This window comes from Methylophilus sp. DW102, from assembly GCF_037076555.1.
Classification (GTDB): Bacteria; Pseudomonadota; Gammaproteobacteria; order Burkholderiales; family Methylophilaceae; genus Methylophilus; species Methylophilus glucosoxydans.
Genome location: NZ_AP029023.1, coordinates 1,563,772 through 1,579,790 on the forward strand (window position 1 = coordinate 1,563,772; position 16,019 = coordinate 1,579,790).

Genomic DNA, 16,019 nt, shown 5'->3' on the forward strand with positions numbered 1-16,019 from the left:
AATAATCAAAGTATTAAATTTTTATTTTTGGAGAAGTTAGAATGCTGAAGTCTATCGGCAAATTATCAATGATTGCTATGTTTGCAACTGCATATGTATCTGTTGCGCAGGCACAGGATTTTGGTCCATATACCACAAGTCAAAGTTTAGATTTTTCTCGCTTGAAGGATGACGCTGATTACGTCAAGACCACAGGGCCAGCAATTGCCAGAGGCTTGTATTTTGAAGATACTTATGAAATCAACCTGACACAAGTATCTGATTTTTCATACAGTATTTCTGAAATCACAACTGGTGATAATACAAAGTACGATGTCACATTTCTGAATTTCGGATTTTATGATGCAAATGGCACTTCAGTGTCAACATTGACAAACTTGGCTGCTGGCACCTATTTTCTTTTTGCTAGCGGAAAATTGGCCGGTACTGTCGGTGGCGACTTTAATGTAAGCTTTAATATCTCGCCTGTAGCGGCTGTGCCAGAGGCTGACTCATATGCCTTGATGTTAGCTGGCCTGGGGCTGGTTGGCATGATTGCTCGCCGTAAAAGCAAATAATATTAGAGAGTGAGAGGGTCGTTATGAAATTAGCCAAATTTTTTATTGCTACATCGTTGCTTTGGTCAGCTTATGCAAATGCGGCTTTTTCTATATCTGATGCAGATCCTTTAAATCCAGGTTCTAACGACTCTTTTTCAACTGCCCAATCAGCTTTTACTTTATTGCCAGGTAATGAATATAAGATCACTGGCGATATTACGGCCAATGACATTGATTTTTACAAAATTATTGTTGGGTCAGCTAGTCCGCTTGTACTAAATATCAAGTTAAGTGCACCAAACATGAATCCTGGTTTGGGCTTGTATGACGTTGGCGGCAATTTGTTATCTTACGACACAGAAACCGGTGGCACTCAATACGCCGCCATACTGAATTATGTGTTGAATGCCGGTACATATTTTGTTTCTGCTGAGCGTTCAGTCTCAAATAGTCCAAATTTTGCGTACTCTATTACGCTTGATGTTCCCGGAGTTAATCCGGTCCCAGAACCTGAGTCAGTTAGCTTTTTGGCACTTGGAATAGCTGTTATTGGATTGGTTGTCCGACGCAGATCTAAATAATCAACGTATTGCAGAATAAATAAAAAGGGCTCATGGAGCCCTTTTTATTTATCAGATACATCTTCACAAAAATATGACGCCAGAAGCATGAGCCCAGTAGTTTCCTCCCAAAGCGACTGGAAAACCATTTCTTGTACCGACATTTTCTTCTTTGCATAGTGCCATAAATTTAACATAATATACATTATGCGAAATAAAATGAAGAATGACGGTTCTCAATGGAAAACTAAGACTTCAACTCGCTTATCAAACTCTAAGTGTTAGGTAGCTGTAAGCTTGAAAAAACAATTTTTACATTATCTTACAAAGTGCTAGTATTAGCTTTCAAACAAGAAAAAGGGAGGAAACATGAAAGAAGAAAAACAAATTGAAAAAGTGCAGACGCAACTCACCCTGCTCTGGTGTTTAAGAATCGGGGAATTCTTAGGGACCATTAATCAACAGAAACTTATCCATCAGTTAAATTTGAAACCTATTTTCCTCAGAAGATGGTTATTGGGTAAGATGGTGGTCCCTAGCACTATCATTTATCAAGTAAAACAACTGGCCTATGCACCACCACGTTCACGCAAGTGTAGAAAATTACGCATGACTGCGTGTGGTGAACAAAATTTAGCTTCACTGAAGGTAAGGTGTGAATGGAAGATCCGTTTTTTTGATGAGATGAATAAGCGAGCAAAGTACAAGTTTTGTAAGAAATTAAAGCGGATCATTTAATTCACCGCGTAAATCCAATGAATGGCAATTGAAAAATTTACCTGCTTTTTACACCATTTATTCAGCCTTCAATCCTTTTTAAGCTGCGTTAGCATCAATATCCTATTGTTGGAGATGCTACATGCAGCTTTTGCCTACACAGGAAATGGTGAAAAAAATATCTGACTCCTGGTCGTTTGTAAGCGGTTCCGCTTTCAACTTCAAGGAAAGTCAGCGCTATACATTTCACAATCATGACAACCTCATGGCGGTTGTTCTTCCACTTTATATTGACCAATTACCGCAACATGAGTCGATTGCGATTGGTTTGATATTAGATGATGCTGAGGCACACAAAATCGCATCTCATATGTTTGGCTTATCTTCTGACGAATTATCCGATGAGGATGTCAAAGATGCCAAAAAGGAGACATGCAATATCATGGGGGGCGGCTTGATTGTAGATGAGCACAGTGAATTGGGCCTACCCAAAGAGATTCCTTTAGAAGAGTTCTTTGAACTCCAAAAAACGGCAACATTTAGCCGTTTATTTGTAAGCGATAAACCAAACGAAGACCTGGTGAATCTGGTGATCTTCGATGTAAATAATCATAAGTTTTCAGGGGTATTTTCATTATGAGCACAATGACGGGTGAAGCAGCCAAATTCTTGATTGTGGATGACAGTCGTGCAATACAAAGTATTATCAAACGTGCGATTGAAGGATGTAATTATCCAAAGCTCGAAATTCAAACTGCGACAGATGCTGAAGCTGCGATGAATATTCTCGAGGGCTATCGCCCTGACTTGATTATTACTGACTGGCACATGCATAAAATCAGTGGCCTTGAATTTTGTCAGCATGTCTGCCAAACATACGGAAAAAAAATCCCAATTGGCTTTGTGACCACGGAATCTGCCGCCGAAAAAATCGACCAGGCTTATCAAAGTGGCGCAAGATTTGTAATTAACAAACCCTTCCAAGATATTGATTTAAGATCAAAAATATTAGAGATCATTCCAGTGGGTGGCATCACTGAGCAGCCTGCGGCTATCCCAGAGAATCTCGCGACTAGCCATCAAATGCTCTCAAGCATGCTTAAGGGTCAGGCTTTTACGCTAGAGCCCTGCCCTCCACTGGGCTTAACGGATTTGACTGAAAACAATTTCATTGGATTGTTTGGCGAAAACGGGAAAACACCCCCCGTCAATGCGCTTGCTATCATGGAAATGAACGCTGTAGGCCTGTTGTGGGCGTTGAATAATGAAAAACCCGAAATGCTTAAAACTATACTCGCCAGTGGTGGCGCCAGTAACGACCAACTAGATGAAGCGAGAAGGTTCATGGATGAGTTTGGTGCGGGTATGTCAATTGGACATAAAAATGGTCCATTGAAACTGGCTAGATCAAGTATAGTCAGTCGGCAATTTCCCCGCCTTGAGATGTCGTTGAAGAGCAATGCTGGCCGTATGGATTATCGAATCCATGTACCAGAAATCGGAACAGGATTTATTACTTATATTAAACTCCTGTAAGGAGAATAGGATGCCATTTTCTTGGGGTGAATTACTGAGCGGTGCCGGGATTATCGTTAGCTTGGGTGCCGCCTTTTTATTAGTCAAGTTGCTCATCAGCAATACATTACAGCAGGAAAAGTTTTTTAACGCACTGGGTAAGTGCTATACAGAGCTCGAGTCATCCAGCGATCGACTAGACACACTCTGTACTATTCTGGATAGAAGATTTTCCAACTACGAGGAAAACCATAAACAATCAGATCCATTGTTAATCAATAGCATACAGCGTTTTGATAAAGTAGCACAGGAGATCAGGGATCGCCTGGATGATTTGTTGCTATCGGAAGCCTCGGATAACATTATTGCTGAGCGATTGAGTGAGCCTGTGCTGCAAGAGCTGAATAAATTGCAAACACATCTAGAGCAAATGGCTGGTCAACTCCGGCGCAATAACAATTTGTCTGCTGACGAAAATGTCGAAATGGCTGCCATGAGAAAGCGGATTGAAAGCTATCAATCCATGATGATGAAAGCAAGATCAGAAGCCAAAGAGGCTGAAAACACCATGGCGGAATTGCGTCAGGAAATACAGCAACTACAGGTCATGAACAATCGCCCACTGCAATCAGCCAATGATGCATTCACAAAAGAGCTACAATTCCAACTGAATGAAATGGAGCAACAAAAACGCAGACTTGAGGAACAGCTTGCGGCATTAACCACAGAGAAACAGCGCAATGAAATAGAAAAACAATTCATTGAAGACCGTTTTATGGAGTTATCGTAACGCAGATGCAAAACAAAAAAGCCACCCGAAGGTGGCTTTTTTGTTTACGCTCATTGTTCAATCAAATCAATGCATTGAACATTTTAAATGGTGGAGCTGGGGGGAATTGAACCCCCGTCCGCAAGCCCTCCACAGACAGTTCTACATACTTAGCTGTGTTGTTTATATTTAACCAGGCACCCACCAACGAGCAAGCAGATGACAAGCGAGTTGCCTTGGATTTAATGCCTTACCAAGCAACCCGGTAAAGCACGATCCTCTCTAAATGACGCTGCTGCCGGTTACCCGGCCCGACCGAGAGGCTCTTCGGTGCAGCGTTCAGCCGGGATTAAGCGGCTAAAGCGTAAGTTTCGTCGTTTGCGACTATACTTTTTCAGATGGATTTACGAGGGAACCTGAATCCTCGGTATGCCCTGCACTGCTTTGCAACCCACGTCGAAACCGGGTCAGCCCCAATACAGGCTTTGGATTATACGCCTTAAACGGTGGTGAGCCAAACTTAAAGGCGCATTGCTTCGACATGGTACAATTTATAAATGTTCAAGAAAATTGTGATTTTTGGGGTAGGTTTAATAGGGGGCTCCATTGCGCTGGCCCTTAAAAAACACCCTAAGGCTCCTCACATTGTTGGTGTGGGCCGCGCTCAACAAAGCTTGCAGGAAGCACTGGATTTGGGTTTGATTGACAGTGCGGAAACGGATATTGCTTCTGCACTGCACGCGGCGGATCTGGTTATCATTGCCACTCCAGTGGCACAGACGCCGGCGATTTTAAAGGCCATCCGCCCCTATTTGGGCGAGTCGACCATTATCACAGATGCCGGCAGCACCAAGTCGGACGTGATGGCGTACGCGAGGGCCGAACTTGGGGACCAGGTTAATCAATTTGTGGGTGGTCATCCGATTGCTGGGGCGGAAAAAAGTGGCCCTGCTGCTGCCATGGCTGATTTGTATCTCGGTAAGAATGTCATTCTGACGCCTGATGAGCAGACCTCTAACTCAGCGCTAGATAAAGTCAGCAGACTTTGGCAGCAATGTGGTGCAGTGGTTTCGCACATGAGTGCGCAAGAACATGACAGCGTATTTGCAGCCGTCAGCCATTTGCCGCACCTGCTTGCCTTCGCACTGGTGGAGGATCTGGCCAAGCGTAGTAATGCGGAATTGTTGTTCAAATTTGCCGCCAGCGGTTTCCGCGACTTTACGCGCATTGCAGGCAGTCATCCTGAGATGTGGCGGGATATTGCACTGGCTAACAAAACCGCCTTATTAAGTGAACTTAGGCTCTATCAACAAGCGCTCAGCGACATGACGGCACTCTTGGAGGCTGATGACAGTCGTGCTTTGCACGATTTGTTTGAACATGCCAGCCGTGCACGTAATGACTGGGCCAAGTCAAAAATTCAATAATTACCAATCGCTATGGAACAACTGCATTTACCCGCTGCCCACCAAGCCCAAGGCGCAATTACCTTGCCTGGCTCAAAAAGTATCTCAAACCGTACGCTATTGCTCGCAGCACTTGCTGACGGTGTCACTGTCATTCGCGACTTACTCGCCTCAGACGATACCGCCAGAATGCTGGAGGCCTTATCAGCGTTAGGCGTCAAGCTGGAAAATATCTCTGAAAATGCCTGGCAAGTCATGGGCTGTGGCGGCAACTTTCCCAATAAGCAAGCGGATTTATTTCTGGGCAATGCGGGGACGGCCTTTAGGCCCTTGACTGCCGCACTGGCATTCTCAGGCGGTGACTACCATCTGCATGGGATTGCGCGCATGCATGAGCGCCCGATTGGCGATTTGGTGGATGCCTTGCAACAGGTGGGCGCGCAAGTCAGCTACCTGGGGAATGCGGGCTACCCTCCCCTGCAAATTTCGCCAGCGCAGCTGGATGTCAGTCAAGCGATCAAAATACGAGGTGATGTGTCAAGCCAGTTTTTGACAGCCTTGTTGATGGCCTTGCCGCTAACAGGCCAGGCGGCCAGTATTGAAGTGGTAGGCGAACTGATCTCCAAGCCTTATATCGAAATCACGCTCAACCTGATGCAACGCTTTGGCGTGACCGTGCAACGGGATGGCTGGCAGCATTTTTACATTGCTGCAGATGCGCGTTATCACGCGCCAGGAGAAATATATGTAGAAGGTGACGCGTCAAGCGCCTCTTATTTTATTGGTGCGGGTGTTGTTGCGGGTGACGTCACCGTCAACGGCGTCGGCGCGCAAAGCATCCAAGGCGACATCCGCTTTGCTGAGGCGGCCAATCTCATGGGCGGACGGATCAGCTATGGCGACAACCACGTGCGTGCTGAAAACACAGGCACATTGAAGGCGATCGACCTTGATTGTAATCACATCCCCGATGCGGCCATGACTTTAGCCGTGATGGCCATGTTTGTGCGTGGCAATTCGGATCAAGACCGTACAACGACCCTACGCAATATCGCCAGCTGGCGCGTAAAAGAGACCGACCGCATTGCAGCCATGGCAACAGAACTGCGCAAAGTCGGGGCCACAGTGGTCGAAGGCCCGGACTATATTCAGGTCACCGCCCCCTTGCAACTGACCCCTAACGCAGTAATTGATACCTATGATGACCACCGCATGGCCATGTGCTTTTCATTGCTCAGCCTGGCCGGCGTGCCCATTACCATTAATGACCCAAAATGTGTGGGTAAAACCTTTCCAGAGTACTTTAAGGTATTCGCCAGCATTGTTCGCTAGCCATTCTCACGCCGCATACGCCCACTCATGCTCGTCAGGCTCTGCGGCAGGCGCCACGTCGTGAGAATGCTGATGCTGTTGCCAGGCACGCTCGTGAAAATAAAACACCACGGTGTTGCAGGCCGGTTCAACCAGCGCCATCAGCCCACCCACCAGCAGGCTGCCTGTGAAAAGATAGGCAATGGTGAACGCGACGCTAAAATGCAGCATGGCAAAAGACATGGTTTTAATCATGGTGTGCTCCTTATTAACGATGCAGCCATAATATAAAAGCCAAAAGTCAAAATCCAATTCATTGTTTTTAACTGATTGATAAGTAAAATTTATTATGAATAACCCTCTCCCTCCAGTCATTGCCATTGACGGCCCTTCTGCTTCTGGCAAGGGCAGCGTCGCTGAACGCGTGGCTACCCATTTTGGATTTCATTACCTGGACTCGGGTGCGATTTATCGTCTATTGGCTTATGCAGCTGCTCAACAAGCCGTGGCCTGGTCAAATGCTGACGCACTGGCTGATATCGCGACACAGATGCAGATCAAGTTTGAGCATGGCCAAGCTTATTTAAACGGCGAACAAGTCAGCCACCATATTCGTACAGAACAGATGGGCAAAGGGGCCTCTGAAGTCGCTGTCCACCCTGCCGTACGTACCGCGCTGTTGCAAACGCAACGCAATTTCAGGCAAGTCCCTGGGCTGGTTGGTGATGGCCGCGATATTGGCTCTGTCATTTTCCCGGATGCCGGATTGAAAATATTTTTGACAGCCGCGGTCGAAACGCGCGCAAAAAGACGCTACGATCAGTTAATTCAACGCGGCGATCACGCAGATTACGCTTTGATTCTAGCTGATTTGCAGCAGCGCGATTTACGCGATAGCCAGCGCGCAGTCGCGCCACTCAAGCAATTGCCAGATGCGGTTTTGCTGGACACCACCGACATCAATATTGAGCAAGCGGTGAATATCATTATCGAAGCATTTAAAAAAGCGGCGCAAACTAAATAAAAACACACATAAGTCATTGAACCCAATAATTTTTTTGTGTATAGTCTTGGATTCGGGTTGCTCAAGTCACGCTTGGGCAATATTTTTTAAACCTTTTCCATTGTTGGCGCTTTTGCCTTGCAATGGCTCGCTGCAAGATGCCTGTCTTCATGCGAGTAAAAATTGGACAATTTTTTAATGGCTTCTATTTCTAATACATCCTCTTCCATGGAATCTTTTGCAGCCCTCTTCGAAGAAAGCCTGGCCCGCCAGGAAATGCGCGCTGGTGAAGTAATCACCGCCGAAGTAGTTTCTGTAGACAATGATTTCGTTATCGTGAACGCCGGCTTGAAATCCGAGAGCGTAATTAACGCCAGTGAATTCAAAAACGCACAAGGCGAACTGGAAGTTGCCGTTGGCGACTTCGTTAAAGTAGCGATCGAAAAACTGGAAGATGGTTTTGGTTCTACACAACTTTCTCGCGAAAAAGCGAAGAAAATGCAAGCATGGCTGGATCTGGAAGAAGCCATGAACGAAGGCCGTGTAGTTAAAGGTTTTGTCAGCAGCCGTGTTAAAGGCGGTCTGCGCGTTTCTGTCAGCGGCATCATGGCTTTCTTGCCAGGCTCACTGGTAGACATTCGTCCAGTTAAAGACACCACTCCTTACGAAAACAAAGAGTGGGACTTCAAAGTCATCAAGCTGGATCGCAAGCGTAACAATATCGTGGTTTCCCGCCGTGCTGTGATGGAAGACACCTTGGGTGCTGACCGTGAAGCATTGTTGGGTAGCCTGACTGAAGGTGCTGTGATCAAGGGTATCGTTAAAAACATCACTGACTACGGCGCGTTCGTGGATCTGGGTGGTATCGATGGCCTGTTGCACATCACTGATTTGGCATGGCGCCGTGTGAAGCACCCATCTGAAGTGCTGACCGTTGGTGAAGAAGTTGAAGCCAAGATCCTGAAATTCGATCAAGAGAAAAACCGTGTTTCTCTGGGGATCAAACAATTGGGCGACGACCCATGGGTGGCATTGAGCCGCCGTTACCCAGTCGGTACACGCCTGTTCGGTAAAGTGTCTAACCTGACTGACTACGGTGCGTTCGTTGAAGTAGAACCAGGCATTGAAGGTTTGGTACACGTGTCTGAAATGGACTGGACCAACAAGAACATCCACCCGGGCAAAATCGCTCAACTGGGCGACGAAGTTGAAGTGATGATTCTGGAAATCGACGAAGACCGTCGTCGTCTGTCACTGGGCATGAAACAGTGCAAACCAAACCCATGGGATGATTTCGCTGCAACCCACGCTAAAGGCGACAAAGTTTCAGGCCAGATCAAGTCTATCACTGACTTTGGTGTGTTCATTGGCTTGCCAGGCGGTATTGATGGCTTGGTACACTTGTCTGACCTGTCCTGGACTCAGTCTGGCGAAGAAGCGATCCGCAACTTCAAGAAAGGTGATGAGCTGCAAGCTGTTATCTTGGGCATTGATGTTGAGAAAGAGCGTATCTCTCTGGGCGTTAAACAGTTGACTGAAGATCCAAGCGGCAACAGCGCACCAATTGGCGAAGACAAAGGTGGCAAACCAAAAGCCAAAAAAGCAAAAGCGGATGATGTCATGATTGATGAAGCTTCTGCCGGGACAACTAACCTGGGTGCTTTGCTGAAAGCCAAACTGGATAGCAAAAAATAAGAAGGCTTTAGATCATGACAAGATCTGAACTAATAGACCTGCTTGCCCAGCGCTTTCCGCAACTTGTGCTGAAAGACGCAGAGTTATCCGTCAAGACCATCCTTGATGCAATGACGGAAAACCTGGCAACAGGAGAGCGTATCGAAATACGCGGTTTTGGCAGCTTTAGCTTGAACTACCGCCCGCCTCGTTTGGGACGTAACCCGAAAACTGGTACCAAAGTACAGGTGCCAGCGAAATACGTGCCGCACTTTAAGGCTGGTAAAGAGTTGCGTGACCGCGTAGACGCGATCGAATCTTAATTTTTGTGATTCAGCAGTAAAAAACGGTATCTTCGGATACCGTTTTTTTTGGCCGCTCAGACCGCTATTGATGGCGCATTGAGGAGCGCTTGGGTAAAATGTCATGTGATCAAACAAGAGAGCTTTTATGCTGGTTGAATTCGAGTATTGGTGGTTATTGATTCTGCCTCTGTTTTTTACATTGGGCTGGATTGCAGCCCGCGTGGATATCAAGCAACTGATTGCTGAATCCACCTCATTGCCAGCCACCTATTTTAAAGGTCTGAATCTGCTCATTGCTGACCAGTACCACAAAGCGGTAGATGCATTCAGTGAAGCGCTTTACATGAATAAAGACTCCCTGGAACTGCACTTTGTGCTGGGGAGCCTGTTTCGCCGCACAGGTGAGACAGACCGCGCGATTCACTTGCACTTAAACCTGCTAGAAAACTACGAACTCACCGAGCAGCAATCGACATCAATCAAAGTGGAATTGGCGCAGGATTACTTCAAGGCAGGCCTGTATGATCGTGCCGAAGAAATTTTTCAAACACTGCGCCATACTCGCTATGAACAAGCGGCCTTACGTCACCTGCTTGAGATTTATGTCAAGGAACGCGAATGGTCGCTCGCCATTGGCATTGCCACCGAATTAGAGCGTTCGTCAGGCGTGTCTTACCGCAAAGAGGTCGCTCAGTATTATTGTGAATTGGCTGCCAATGCGATGATCAAGCAGGATTGGTCCTCTGCAAAAGTCCAACTCGAACAAGCGCTGGACGCCAATAAGAACTGTGTACGCGCAAATGTCTTATTGGGCGATATTGCGGCACATCAAGGCCACCATTCCGATGCAATTGCGCTCTGGAAACGCATAGAAATGCAGCATCCAGAACATCTGGGGCTGGTCGCGCAAAAAATGCTTAAAAGCTATGCTGCGCTGTATGGTGAAGAGGAAAGCGAAGGCGACCTTAAACTATCCAGAGGCTTAAAGGAAGGCCTGAGCCAACTCCATTACTATCTGGAACTGTATCAACTCAGTAGCATTATGTCGGTGTTGTATGAGGCCACCCTGCAGGCTGAAGGTGCGGATAAGGCGGCAAAACTCGCCCGCAATGAGTTGATCCGCAAACCCAGCCTCAAATCGCTGGATCAATTGCTCCAAGCGCGTGCCATGCTCCAGGATGAACAGCATGATTTGCAGTTGATGCAGCAAACTGTTCGTAATGCCATAGGTGACCGTGCCGCCTACTACTGCGACCAATGTGGTTTCCGGGCCAAACAATATCATTGGCAATGCCCAGCCTGTAATGCCTGGGAGTCGCTGCCGCCCGAACCCACTGAAGCGACCATTCGAGATATCAAGTTACTTAAACGAAAATAAAACCGTTTGGCACCCTTCCCCAACCCGTTTCATTCCTAAGACAATTCCTTTATGACCGACAGTAAAATTGTTGTTGCCCTGGATTATGCAGATGCCAAATCGGCAACCGCGCTAGTAGATCGGCTTGACCCAAGCCTGTGTAAACTCAAGGTGGGTAAGGAACTGTTTACCGCCGCCGGGCCTCAGCTTGTCGAACAACTGGTTGCGCGGCAATACGATGTGTTCCTCGATCTCAAATTTCACGATATCCCGAATACTGTGGCAAAAGCCTGTCAGGCCGCCGCAAATTTAGGCGTATGGATGATCAATGTTCACGCCAGTGGTGGGCAACCCATGATGCAGGCCGCACGTGAAGGCTTGGATAAAGCATTTGGTGATCAAGCGCCGCTGCTAATCGCTGTCACGGTATTAACCAGTATGGACACGCCAACGTTGCATAGCTTGGGGATTCAGCGCACCCTGCCTGAACAGGTACTCGCATTGGCCACACTGACACAACAATCTGGCTTAGATGGTGTAGTTTGTTCAGCACAAGAGGCCAGCATGCTAAGAAAAGCATTGGGGCCTGACTTTTGTCTGGTCACCCCGGGTATTCGCCCAAAGGACTCGGCAAAGGACGATCAAACCAGAATTGTGACGCCTGCAGATGCCATCGCATTAGGCGCCAGCTACTTGGTGATAGGCAGGCCAATTACACAAGCAGATGACCCGATTGTTGCATTAAATACAATTATTAAAAATATTTAACATTTTTAAATTAATTTAAGGGCGTTAACCGTCCGAACCTGGACTGGCTCAGTAGAATTAAAAACAGGCGCAATGCCTGTTTTTTTATACTTAACGATTCTGGAGGTCATATGATGAAAACGCTTATGGGTTACCTGATGTATTTCCTTTTATTGCCAGCCGCTTATGCGGTGGTTGATATCAATACGGCCAGCCAGGCTGAACTTGAAAGCCTGAATGGTATCGGTCCGGCCAAGGCGCAAGCCATTATTGAATATCGAAAAAAGAGTGGTGGCTTTAAGTCAGTGGAAGAGCTGGATCAAGTGCCAGGCATAGGCCAGGCAACCTTGGCAAACCTGAAGAAAGATGTAAGCGTCGGCGCAAAAAAAGCGACTGCGGCCGAGATTAAATCCGAAAAAGTAGCAGAGAAAAAGAAATAACGATCTACATTAAACAAAAAGCACCCTATTGGGTGCTTTTTTTATTTGGCGGAGAGAGAGGGATTCGAACCCTCGATAGAGTTGCCCCTATGCCACCTTTCCAGGGTGGTGACTTAAACCGCTCATCCATCTCTCCGAAAGAAGGCGGGATTATACCCATAAAAGTTAAAGACGCCAAATCATTTTATGGTGCAACCACTGGCGACTTTCACACTGCATATGGCCTGTTTTAGGGCTAGCAAGATGTCAGGTCTGCTATCTTATAAAACAGTATAAAGTTGGCTAAAAAGCTTGCTTTTGTTATTTTTAAGGTTTAATGTTTAGCACACAAACACACGGCTAAGCCTTATAAAATAAGGTGTTAACGTATGTTTATCGCGATATCTAGTTGCGATTTGATGTAGGCGGTTTGGAGAGCAGTTCTGCTACGATATTAATAGAAAAAACACAGGAGTTACTATGAGTTTGGATCTTCTCAAGGCGATGGGCGTTAAAGTGCCCTATAAAGCCAAGTATGATAACTTTATCGGTGGAAAATGGGTTGCACCGGTCAAAGGTGAATATTTTGATGTCATCTCGCCTATTACTGGCAAGCCCTACACACAAGCTGCACGCTCTAGCGCCGAGGATGTTGAATTGGCATTGGATGCAGCGCATGCAGCAGCCGATAAATGGGGCAAGACTTCTGTCGTTGATCGCTCCAACTTGTTGCTGAAAATTGCTGATCGCATCGAGCAAAACCTTGAGTTGATCGCGACTGCGGAAACCGTCGATAACGGTAAGCCTATCCGCGAAACCATGAATGCCGATATTCCATTGGCAGCAGACCATTTCCGCTATTTTGCCGGGGCGTTGCGTGCGCAAGAAGGCAGCATTAGTGAACTGGACGAACATACCGTTGCCTACCACTTTCACGAGCCACTAGGGGTGGTCGGCCAGATTATTCCGTGGAACTTCCCTATTCTGATGGCCGCCTGGAAACTGGCGCCAGCTGTGGCCGCGGGTAACGTGGTGGTGATGAAGCCTGCAGAGTTCACGCCGATTAGCCTGCTGATCCTGATGGAAGTGATTGCTGATTTGATTCCACCTGGCGTCATCAACATCGTGAACGGCTTTGGCCGTGAGGTAGGAGCCCCACTCTCTACCAGCAAGCGTATTGCGAAAATCGCCTTTACTGGTTCGACAGCCACCGGCCGTTATATTGCCCAGGCTGCAGCCAGCAACCTGATTCCAGCAACCCTCGAACTGGGTGGCAAATCGCCTAACATCTTCTTTGAAGATATCATGTCTGCCGATGATGATTTCCTGGATAAAGCCGTAGAAGGCTTGGTGCTGTTTGCATTTAACCAGGGTGAAGTCTGTACCTGCCCTTCCCGTGCGTTAATCCAGGAATCCATTTACGACAAGTTTATGGAGCGCGTATTGCCACGTGTTGCCGCCATCAAGCAAGGTAACCCACTTGACCCCAACACCATGATTGGTGCGCAGGCATCCCAAGACCAAGTGAACAAGATCCTCTCCTACATGGATATTGGTCGTCAGGAAGGTGCGCAGTTATTGTGCGGAGGTGAGCGTAATGTACTGAGCGGTGATCTGGCTGAAGGCTATTACATCAAGCCGACCTTGTTCAAAGGTCATAATAAAATGCGCATCTTCCAGGAAGAAATTTTTGGACCTGTACTGGCAGTGACCACTTTTAAAGATGAAGCTGAAGCACTGAGCATTGCCAACGACACCATTTTCGGCCTGGGTTCAGGCGTCTGGTCGCGTGACGGCAGCCGCGCTTACCGTATGGGCCGTGGCATCAAGGCTGGCCGCGTTTGGACTAACTGCTACCACGCTTATCCTGCGCATGCCGCATTCGGTGGCTACAAAGAGTCCGGCATTGGCCGTGAAACGCATAAAATGATGCTGGACCACTACCAGCAAACCAAAAACCTGCTGGTCAGCTACAGCCCGAAAAAACTGGGATTCTTCTAAATCTTGGCGGGAATGCTAAAATAGACATTTGTTTGATCTAAAGGAGCGAATTTTTCGCTCCTTTTTTTATCTATCTATCAAAATATAAACAGGGGAAGAGCATGACTGAACGTGTTTCTGCAACGCCAGCGGCCATCGCGCTCATTGAGCAATTAACCGCCCAGCATGGCCCGATTGTATTTTTTCAATCAGGCGGATGTTGTGAAGGCAGTGGCCCGATGTGCCTACCAGCCGCCGAATACATCGCCAGTCCGATGGATGTCAAACTGGGAACCTTGCCCGGTGGTGCTATTTTCTACATGAGTGACAGTCATTTCAGTTTTATGCACAGTACGCACACCATCCTCGATGCGATGCCGGGCTCGAGTGGCTCATTTTCACTCGATTGTGGCAGTGGCATGGCCTTTATCACGCGAGGCCGCTTATATTCGGATGAGGAACTCGCTGCGCTAAAACCCGAAGAGCGCGTCGGGCTTTAATAAATAGAAGTCTGCCTGATCAATAAAAAGGCATCCTAAGATGCCTTTGCTATGATGACACTGGATAAATGCTGAGAACTAAAAGCCCAGGCTTTCCAGCAGATCATCCACCTGTTCCTGATTGGCGACCACATCCACGGTGTTATGTGGATCAATTTGTGGACCGTTCATCAAGGAGTCCTCGTCTTTTTTGGCCGCAGGAGAAAAATCCACCAACACTTGCACCAATTGTCTCTCCAGGTCTTGTGCCAGTGAGGTCACTTTTTTGATCACCTGGCCGGTTAGATCCTGAAAGTCCTGCGCCATCATGATATCCATCAGTAACGATTTGGTCGTCGATGTGTGTTGACTGACCAGTGACATATATTCCAGTGTTTCATGGACAACAGCATCGTATTCCGATTTGAGCGAAGCACGCTGCATGACCTCTTCCCAGCGTTGCTTCAACACTGCAGCCCGATCAGATAACTCTGACTGTAAAGGCGTGGCCAGATCAGTGGCGTTCAGCACACGCTCAGCCGCCTGTTCAGTCATTTTTGCCACATAACTTAACCGGTCTCTGGCATCAGGAATTTCCTGCGCGACTTGTTCCAGCACCTTGTCATAGCCCAGTGCACTCAGATTATCGTGCAAGGAGCGGGTCATGTGTCCAATCCGGCTGATCATTTCCTCTTGCTGATTGGGACTCATCGTGGAAATCAGGTTAGAGGCAAGATCCATCGCCGCATGATCCTGATTCGGATTGATCGCTTCGGTCATGGTTACACCTCGCCTTTTTCCAATTTTTCAAAGATTTTGGATAACTTCTCTTCAAGTGTGGCAGCAGTGAAAGGCTTCACCACATAACCACTCGCTTTGGCCTGGGCCGCAGCAATAATGTTTTCTTTTTTTGCCTCGGCAGTGACCATCAATACAGGCAATTTGGATAATTTGCTGTCTGCACGGATATTCTGCAACATGGTCAAACCGTCCATGTTGGGCATATTCCAGTCGGAAACCACGAATTCAAAGTCACCATTGCGCAACTTGTTGAGGGCATCTGCACCATCTTCTGCTTCTTCAACATTGTTATAACCAAGTTCTTTGAGCAGGTTGCGCACAATTCTACGCATCGTAGAAAAATCATCCACTACCAGAAATTTAGTATTTGGGTTGCCCATTTGTTACTCCGCTATCATTTAATTACTAATCCCGTAGCCTGTATTATGGAACGAACC

The 16,019-nt window shown here is 47.1% G+C and carries 19 protein-coding genes, 1 tRNA gene and 1 other RNA gene; 16 read left to right on the forward strand and 5 right to left on the reverse strand.

The window, feature by feature from the left end:
* Nucleotides 1-41 precede the first annotated feature (41 nt).
* From AACH41_RS07200 to AACH41_RS07225, 6 genes are all read left to right on the forward strand, one after another.
* Nucleotides 42-557 carry an FxDxF family PEP-CTERM protein gene (locus tag AACH41_RS07200; RefSeq protein ID WP_338654022.1) on the forward strand — a complete coding sequence of 172 codons (516 nt, stop codon included), beginning with the start codon at nucleotides 42-44 and terminating at the stop codon, nucleotides 555-557.
* Nucleotides 558-580: 23 nt separating this feature from the next.
* A complete protein-coding gene (locus tag AACH41_RS07205) occupies nucleotides 581-1,120 on the forward strand; it encodes a PEP-CTERM sorting domain-containing protein (RefSeq protein WP_338654023.1) in 540 nt (179 codons plus the stop codon).
* Nucleotides 1,121-1,468: 348 nt separating this feature from the next.
* Nucleotides 1,469-1,837: a hypothetical protein gene (locus tag AACH41_RS07210; RefSeq protein WP_338654024.1), complete on the forward strand. Its 369-nt coding sequence runs from the start codon at nucleotides 1,469-1,471 to the stop codon at nucleotides 1,835-1,837.
* Between the two features lie 121 nt (nucleotides 1,838-1,958).
* Entirely contained in the window at nucleotides 1,959-2,456 is a 498-nt protein-coding gene (locus AACH41_RS07215; protein ID WP_194746764.1) for a hypothetical protein, read from the forward strand.
* Entirely contained in the window at nucleotides 2,453-3,352 is a 900-nt protein-coding gene (locus AACH41_RS07220) for a response regulator (RefSeq protein ID WP_194746763.1), read from the forward strand. Before AACH41_RS07215 ends, AACH41_RS07220 begins: the two co-directional genes overlap by 4 nt.
* A gap of 10 nt (nucleotides 3,353-3,362) precedes the next feature.
* Nucleotides 3,363-4,121 carry a hypothetical protein gene (locus AACH41_RS07225; RefSeq protein WP_313989182.1) on the forward strand — a complete coding sequence of 253 codons (759 nt, stop codon included), beginning with the start codon at nucleotides 3,363-3,365 and terminating at the stop codon, nucleotides 4,119-4,121.
* Nucleotides 4,122-4,209: 88 nt separating this feature from the next.
* Here AACH41_RS07225 and ssrA read toward each other — a convergent pair.
* Nucleotides 4,210-4,575: a transfer-messenger RNA gene (ssrA, locus tag AACH41_RS07230) on the reverse strand.
* 82 nt (nucleotides 4,576-4,657) lie between these two features.
* Between ssrA and AACH41_RS07235 the strand changes: the two genes are divergently transcribed.
* Together AACH41_RS07235 and aroA are read left to right on the forward strand one after the other, a co-directional pair.
* Nucleotides 4,658-5,527 carry a prephenate dehydrogenase/arogenate dehydrogenase family protein gene (locus AACH41_RS07235; RefSeq protein WP_338654036.1) on the forward strand — a complete coding sequence of 290 codons (870 nt, stop codon included), beginning with the start codon at nucleotides 4,658-4,660 and terminating at the stop codon, nucleotides 5,525-5,527.
* A 12-nt stretch (nucleotides 5,528-5,539) separates the two neighbouring features.
* Nucleotides 5,540-6,838, forward strand: coding sequence for a 3-phosphoshikimate 1-carboxyvinyltransferase (aroA, locus tag AACH41_RS07240; protein WP_338654039.1), 1,299 nt, complete (start codon nucleotides 5,540-5,542; stop codon nucleotides 6,836-6,838).
* Nucleotides 6,839-6,844: 6 nt separating this feature from the next.
* Here aroA and AACH41_RS07245 read toward each other — a convergent pair whose 3' ends face one another.
* The gene (locus tag AACH41_RS07245) at nucleotides 6,845-7,072 is read right to left on the reverse strand and encodes a DUF2061 domain-containing protein (protein WP_275355173.1); all 228 of its coding nucleotides are present in this window, start codon (nucleotides 7,070-7,072) and stop codon (nucleotides 6,845-6,847) included.
* A gap of 94 nt (nucleotides 7,073-7,166) precedes the next feature.
* Between AACH41_RS07245 and cmk the strand changes: the two genes are divergently transcribed.
* From cmk to AACH41_RS07275, 6 genes are all read left to right on the forward strand, one after another.
* A complete protein-coding gene (gene cmk / locus AACH41_RS07250; protein WP_338654043.1) occupies nucleotides 7,167-7,841 on the forward strand; it encodes a (d)CMP kinase in 675 nt (224 codons plus the stop codon).
* Between the two features lie 177 nt (nucleotides 7,842-8,018).
* Nucleotides 8,019-9,515, forward strand: coding sequence for a 30S ribosomal protein S1 (gene rpsA / locus AACH41_RS07255; protein WP_124551649.1), 1,497 nt, complete (start codon nucleotides 8,019-8,021; stop codon nucleotides 9,513-9,515).
* A 14-nt stretch (nucleotides 9,516-9,529) separates the two neighbouring features.
* On the forward strand, nucleotides 9,530-9,817 hold the full coding sequence (locus tag AACH41_RS07260; RefSeq protein WP_018985241.1) for an integration host factor subunit beta: 288 nt from the start codon (nucleotides 9,530-9,532) through the stop codon (nucleotides 9,815-9,817).
* Nucleotides 9,818-9,944: 127 nt separating this feature from the next.
* Entirely contained in the window at nucleotides 9,945-11,177 is a 1,233-nt protein-coding gene (lapB, locus tag AACH41_RS07265; protein WP_194746693.1) for a lipopolysaccharide assembly protein LapB, read from the forward strand.
* A gap of 51 nt (nucleotides 11,178-11,228) precedes the next feature.
* Nucleotides 11,229-11,924, forward strand: coding sequence for an orotidine-5'-phosphate decarboxylase (pyrF, locus tag AACH41_RS07270; RefSeq protein WP_338654060.1), 696 nt, complete (start codon nucleotides 11,229-11,231; stop codon nucleotides 11,922-11,924).
* A 110-nt stretch (nucleotides 11,925-12,034) separates the two neighbouring features.
* Nucleotides 12,035-12,343 carry a ComEA family DNA-binding protein gene (locus AACH41_RS07275; protein WP_338654062.1) on the forward strand — a complete coding sequence of 103 codons (309 nt, stop codon included), beginning with the start codon at nucleotides 12,035-12,037 and terminating at the stop codon, nucleotides 12,341-12,343.
* A gap of 46 nt (nucleotides 12,344-12,389) precedes the next feature.
* Here AACH41_RS07275 and AACH41_RS07280 read toward each other — a convergent pair.
* Nucleotides 12,390-12,479 (reverse strand) — tRNA-Ser (locus tag AACH41_RS07280).
* A 323-nt stretch (nucleotides 12,480-12,802) separates the two neighbouring features.
* Between AACH41_RS07280 and AACH41_RS07285 the strand changes: the two genes are divergently transcribed.
* Together AACH41_RS07285 and AACH41_RS07290 are read left to right on the forward strand one after the other, a co-directional pair.
* Entirely contained in the window at nucleotides 12,803-14,323 is a 1,521-nt protein-coding gene (locus AACH41_RS07285) for an aldehyde dehydrogenase family protein (protein ID WP_194746687.1), read from the forward strand.
* Between the two features lie 101 nt (nucleotides 14,324-14,424).
* Complete coding sequence (locus AACH41_RS07290; RefSeq protein WP_194746686.1) at nucleotides 14,425-14,802, forward strand: DUF779 domain-containing protein; 378 nt, start codon at nucleotides 14,425-14,427, stop codon at nucleotides 14,800-14,802.
* A 78-nt stretch (nucleotides 14,803-14,880) separates the two neighbouring features.
* Here AACH41_RS07290 and cheZ read toward each other — a convergent pair whose 3' ends face one another.
* Nucleotides 14,881-15,561 carry a protein phosphatase CheZ gene (cheZ, locus tag AACH41_RS07295; protein WP_194746685.1) on the reverse strand — a complete coding sequence of 227 codons (681 nt, stop codon included), beginning with the start codon at nucleotides 15,559-15,561 and terminating at the stop codon, nucleotides 14,881-14,883.
* 2 nt (nucleotides 15,562-15,563) lie between these two features.
* On the reverse strand, nucleotides 15,564-15,962 hold the full coding sequence (cheY, locus tag AACH41_RS07300; protein WP_194746684.1) for a chemotaxis response regulator CheY: 399 nt from the start codon (nucleotides 15,960-15,962) through the stop codon (nucleotides 15,564-15,566).
* Nucleotides 15,963-16,019 lie beyond the last annotated feature (57 nt).

Coding starts and splice junctions, on each gene's coding strand:
- AACH41_RS07200 (WP_338654022.1), top strand. CDS start 42: ATGCTGAAGTCTATCGGCAAATTATCAATGATTGCTATGTTTGCAACT.
- AACH41_RS07205 (WP_338654023.1), top strand. CDS start 581: ATGAAATTAGCCAAATTTTTTATTGCTACATCGTTGCTTTGGTCAGCT.
- AACH41_RS07210 (WP_338654024.1), top strand. CDS start 1,469: ATGAAAGAAGAAAAACAAATTGAAAAAGTGCAGACGCAACTCACCCTG.
- AACH41_RS07215 (WP_194746764.1), top strand. CDS start 1,959: ATGCAGCTTTTGCCTACACAGGAAATGGTGAAAAAAATATCTGACTCC.
- AACH41_RS07220 (WP_194746763.1), top strand. CDS start 2,453: ATGAGCACAATGACGGGTGAAGCAGCCAAATTCTTGATTGTGGATGAC.
- AACH41_RS07225 (WP_313989182.1), top strand. CDS start 3,363: ATGCCATTTTCTTGGGGTGAATTACTGAGCGGTGCCGGGATTATCGTT.
- AACH41_RS07235 (WP_338654036.1), top strand. CDS start 4,658: ATGTTCAAGAAAATTGTGATTTTTGGGGTAGGTTTAATAGGGGGCTCC.
- aroA (WP_338654039.1), top strand. CDS start 5,540: ATGGAACAACTGCATTTACCCGCTGCCCACCAAGCCCAAGGCGCAATT.
- AACH41_RS07245 (WP_275355173.1), bottom strand. CDS start 7,072: ATGATTAAAACCATGTCTTTTGCCATGCTGCATTTTAGCGTCGCGTTC.
- cmk (WP_338654043.1), top strand. CDS start 7,167: ATGAATAACCCTCTCCCTCCAGTCATTGCCATTGACGGCCCTTCTGCT.
- rpsA (WP_124551649.1), top strand. CDS start 8,019: ATGGCTTCTATTTCTAATACATCCTCTTCCATGGAATCTTTTGCAGCC.
- AACH41_RS07260 (WP_018985241.1), top strand. CDS start 9,530: ATGACAAGATCTGAACTAATAGACCTGCTTGCCCAGCGCTTTCCGCAA.
- lapB (WP_194746693.1), top strand. CDS start 9,945: ATGCTGGTTGAATTCGAGTATTGGTGGTTATTGATTCTGCCTCTGTTT.
- pyrF (WP_338654060.1), top strand. CDS start 11,229: ATGACCGACAGTAAAATTGTTGTTGCCCTGGATTATGCAGATGCCAAA.
- AACH41_RS07275 (WP_338654062.1), top strand. CDS start 12,035: ATGATGAAAACGCTTATGGGTTACCTGATGTATTTCCTTTTATTGCCA.
- AACH41_RS07285 (WP_194746687.1), top strand. CDS start 12,803: ATGAGTTTGGATCTTCTCAAGGCGATGGGCGTTAAAGTGCCCTATAAA.
- AACH41_RS07290 (WP_194746686.1), top strand. CDS start 14,425: ATGACTGAACGTGTTTCTGCAACGCCAGCGGCCATCGCGCTCATTGAG.
- cheZ (WP_194746685.1), bottom strand. CDS start 15,561: ATGACCGAAGCGATCAATCCGAATCAGGATCATGCGGCGATGGATCTT.
- cheY (WP_194746684.1), bottom strand. CDS start 15,962: ATGGGCAACCCAAATACTAAATTTCTGGTAGTGGATGATTTTTCTACG.